The following is a 3606-nucleotide window of genomic DNA, read 5'->3' as shown; positions in this document are numbered from 1 at the left end:
TTGGTTTTTCATTTGAGAACCTTGGCCGATTTTGTGAGAGATTGAAGCTTATAGGCAGCTAACCCTCTTTTCTATACCAAAGTGTGTCGGTTATTATGGCAATCTAAGCTTATCCTTTAGCTGTGACCAATTCATTTGTGGCTTATACGTCAGCGAATGTGGCTAAATCTTACGGTATCTACGCTAAGAATAAAGGCTTAGGCGGAGTGATCATGTGGATCATTAATGGTGATGTGTCTTATAAAGATGATCAAAGTAACTCACTGATTTATAACTTCGAAGAAGGCTATAAATCAGCAGATTAATGTCTAACGATTTTTAGTCAGCGAGTTAAATTGAAAAACAGGAAAAGCGATAGGTTTTCCCCGTTGTTTATTGATAACTGACATTAAGCGAAAATATAAAATAGTCGATATTACAGCTTAAGCATCACACTTCGTTCAATATTTTAGCTTAAGAGTGCGATACGCTGTTCTTTTTCATCTTTTGAAATAAGTGCCATTTCAAATTGTTTTTCAATTTTGCGAATGTTGATAAAGTTATCGACTCTTTTTTTCGCTTTGAGTAGTTTTTCTGTATGCTCTTCTTTAGAAATAACATCCATTTTTAAGGCTTTATCAAGTTTGGCTTGTTCTTCATCAAATTCATTTTGAAAAGCGGCTTTTTCTTGCATGATGAGTTGATCTTTTAACGCTTTTTCTATTTCAATGGCTTCATTTTCAAGTTGCGTTTTTTTATCTAATTTTGGGGCTATTTGCACTAATGTGTCTTGCACGCCAAACTCGATAGATTGTCCTGTTCTAGTGACATGTTCAATATACTTTTTACCAATGTCTTTATAGGCAAATTCTAAATCACCATCGATAGAGGCTATTTCAGCTTTGATAGCCATTAACTTACTGTTTTCTTTAGAAGATGTTAATACATTACCCGCAAGCTTTGAGGTGGTCGCACTGACGCCATCACCTAAATTGGTGACTTGTGCTTTTATTTTGTTTAAAAAACTCATAATTTATTTCCCTATAATAGATTAACTGCGCCATGGAGAAAGCCAAAGCAGTGCTTATCGTTACTCGATCCATGAGATTTTAAGGTGTAACCGCTTCATTAAAAGCGACTCATTTAAATGAATACTAAAGAGAATGTTGAAAAATAAATGCAAATAGGGAAGAAGCGTATGCTATATACGTTTTGAGGTTGGTACTGAATTCCCTTTCACTTTACTTTATTCAATCATGGCATCAATGATGTCATCATTCCGAATAGACGCGCACTGTAATATAAAAATAACTAAAAATCCAGTTACCTCTTTGGTTCTATTTAAGCTTTGTGGGATTATCACCTAAGTGGCGATAAAGGCATATCTTCAACTGGCTTGGGAAGACTATCAAAGCAGATTTCAGGCTAAGGTTCAGGTCTCAAGTGTTGTAAGCATGCATCTTGTATGCTCAGAATGAGTGTTTGTGTGGCTGGGTCGTTGATCTTGAGTGCTATCCAGCCATCTGTGCCTAAGATGTCGAGACAATCAATTTGAAGTCTTGATGATTCACTCGAGGGCACATCATGTTCGATGATTTGTCCTTTAAGTCTAAAAACTCCGTGAGTCGTATGGATGCGAGTAATGGTAAAAGGGCGCATAGTTAATCCATTAATGGTTGAATGGTTTATAAGTAATCGTTTATAAGCATTTATTTTTATTATTCCATTATCGTTTTAGCCTAAATAAACAGATAACGCACTTAGCCAGATGAGTTGAACGCCATAACAGAGTCGTTGATAAAGTCCCGGTGTGGTTTTGTTTTTGTATGCTTGAGTTAATTGCTGAGTAAAATAGAGGCTAAGAATAATCGATACCAGCGATCCTAGTTTAAAGCCTAGGCTGAAATCTGCTGAAAAAAGGCCTAAAATGGGGGGCGAATAATAGGGATGAAAATAAATCCCGCCCAAGAGTGCACTTTCCCCTTAAATGAAGGCGCTGGAGTGTAAGGGTCTTTATCCATCGGAAAGCGCCCCGCTATCCAAGTGGCTACACCATGAATGCAAATACACCCGCCGAGAAAGACTGTCCATAGCGAGGTATTGTCAAGCTGAACAATATAGCCACCAAATAAGAGAAATAAACAACCTAAAGGATAATGATTGATCATCGGGGTGAGTTGTTGAGTGGGGCTGCCCGTCGCACCGAGCTCACTGCAAAATTGTGTTTTATGATTAAAATTAGGGTAGAAATAGCCTGTGAGAGCGATGCTTAACAGGATCCAAATCGAGACAATAACACCCGAATAAGCCAATAAACTGGGTAGCATAAATTCAATCCGTTGTTATTATTATACTTTAATAAATTTCAGGCTACTTAACTTACTCATTGTTGTCAATTTTTAATCGCTTAGGGCGTATGGGCTAAACATGTTGGCCGCCGTTAATGTGAATTTCAGCGCCATTAACGTAACTAGATGCTGAAGAGCAGAGAAAGAAAATCGTGTCAGCGACTTCTGCAGTGGTGCCGAGTCGATGTAGAGGGATAGAGTCCAATAATTTTTCTGTGCCAGGTGACAGAATGGCGGTGTCAATTTCTCCCGGTGCGATGGCATTAACACGCACACCGTAAGGACCGAAATCGGCAGCCATCTCTCTGGTTAACGAGGCTAATGCTGCTTTTGAGCTGGCGTAGGAAGAGCCTGCGAATGGATGCACATGACTGCCTGCAATAGAAGTGACATTAACCACTGAGCCTTTGGCTGCTTTTAGCTCGTCAAATAAACCACGAGCTAAGAGAATGGGCGCAAAAAAGTTAACTTGAAAAACGCTGTTCCAAAGTGCCAAAGGCGTATTAAGGGTATTAAATCGCTCAGCTTGCTCACCTTTAGGGCTTATTCCCGCATTGTTAATCAGAGCTGCAAGTTGAGATCCCTCTTTTATTAACGCATTTTTTATTTGTGTGATGGCTTTTTCAACATCGTCTTGATTGCCCAAATCGACTTGGATGTGATCTTCAGGCCCTGATGGGCAAGGGCATTTATCAGAAAAGGCATGGCGAGAGCAGGTGATGACGCGGTAGCCTTCAGCTGAAAACTTTTTTACGGTTGCATGCCCTATGCCTAGACTTGCGCCAGTAAGGACAATGGTTTTTCTGCATGTGCTACTGCTCGCGATTGTACTCATAGACATAATACGTATATTGAGATCAAGATCAATTTTTATACTAGTGCTTAATGTCATCTATAGCTATAAGTATCAAAGTGGCACATAGGAATTATGGCGTGAATGAAACCATTTCGACCTGACTTATTGCTTGAAAGAAAAGGATTTTGGATGGGACTATGATAATTAAAAATAAACGTATCTTTATAACAGGCGCGGAAAGTGGCATAGGTTTAGGGACTGCTCAGTATTGTTTGGCACAAGGTGCGAGTCAGCTTTTTTTGTTAGATTCAGATAAATCTGCGGTTATTCATCTGAATAAACTTTATGCTTCTGAGGATAATGTACACATTATTACGTGAGCGTCCGGCGAACTACGCCTTGCTTAGATTAACATGCCAAGGTAAGAGACTATTGAGATCACAGTTGGGGGGAGATAGCTGTTCCAAGCAATGTTCGATGTAA

The 3606-nt window shown here is 39.2% G+C and carries 6 protein-coding genes; 2 read left to right on the top strand and 4 right to left on the bottom strand.

Going from position 1 to position 3606, the window contains the following annotated elements; genetic code table 11:
- Nucleotides 1–122: 122 nt before the first annotated feature.
- Nucleotides 123–305 carry a hypothetical protein gene (locus L2764_RS26370; protein ID WP_248943312.1) on the top strand — a complete coding sequence of 61 codons (183 nt, stop codon included), beginning with the start codon at nucleotides 123–125 and terminating at the stop codon, nucleotides 303–305.
- A 143-nt stretch (nucleotides 306–448) separates the two neighbouring features.
- Here L2764_RS26370 and L2764_RS26365 read toward each other — a convergent pair whose 3' ends face one another.
- From L2764_RS26365 to L2764_RS26350, 4 genes are all read right to left on the bottom strand, one after another.
- Nucleotides 449–1009, bottom strand: a complete 561-nt coding sequence (locus L2764_RS26365; RefSeq protein WP_248943311.1) for a hypothetical protein — start codon at nucleotides 1007–1009, stop codon at nucleotides 449–451.
- A 395-nt stretch (nucleotides 1010–1404) separates the two neighbouring features.
- A complete protein-coding gene (locus tag L2764_RS26360; RefSeq protein WP_248943310.1) occupies nucleotides 1405–1638 on the bottom strand; it encodes a hypothetical protein in 234 nt (77 codons plus the stop codon).
- Between the two features lie 263 nt (nucleotides 1639–1901).
- Nucleotides 1902–2306, bottom strand: a complete 405-nt coding sequence (locus L2764_RS26355) for a DUF998 domain-containing protein (RefSeq protein ID WP_248943309.1) — start codon at nucleotides 2304–2306, stop codon at nucleotides 1902–1904.
- A 94-nt stretch (nucleotides 2307–2400) separates the two neighbouring features.
- A complete protein-coding gene (locus L2764_RS26350) occupies nucleotides 2401–3162 on the bottom strand; it encodes an SDR family NAD(P)-dependent oxidoreductase (protein ID WP_248943308.1) in 762 nt (253 codons plus the stop codon).
- Between the two features lie 158 nt (nucleotides 3163–3320).
- Here L2764_RS26350 and L2764_RS26345 point away from each other — a divergent pair, with 158 nt between their 5' ends.
- On the top strand, nucleotides 3321–3503 hold the full coding sequence (locus L2764_RS26345; protein ID WP_248943307.1) for an SDR family oxidoreductase: 183 nt from the start codon (nucleotides 3321–3323) through the stop codon (nucleotides 3501–3503).
- Nucleotides 3504–3606: the final 103 nt, after the last annotated feature.

The organism is Shewanella surugensis, assembly GCF_023284005.1.
Classification (GTDB): Bacteria; Pseudomonadota; Gammaproteobacteria; order Enterobacterales; family Shewanellaceae; genus Shewanella; species Shewanella surugensis.
This window is presented reverse-complemented; position numbering and strand designations above follow the sequence as displayed.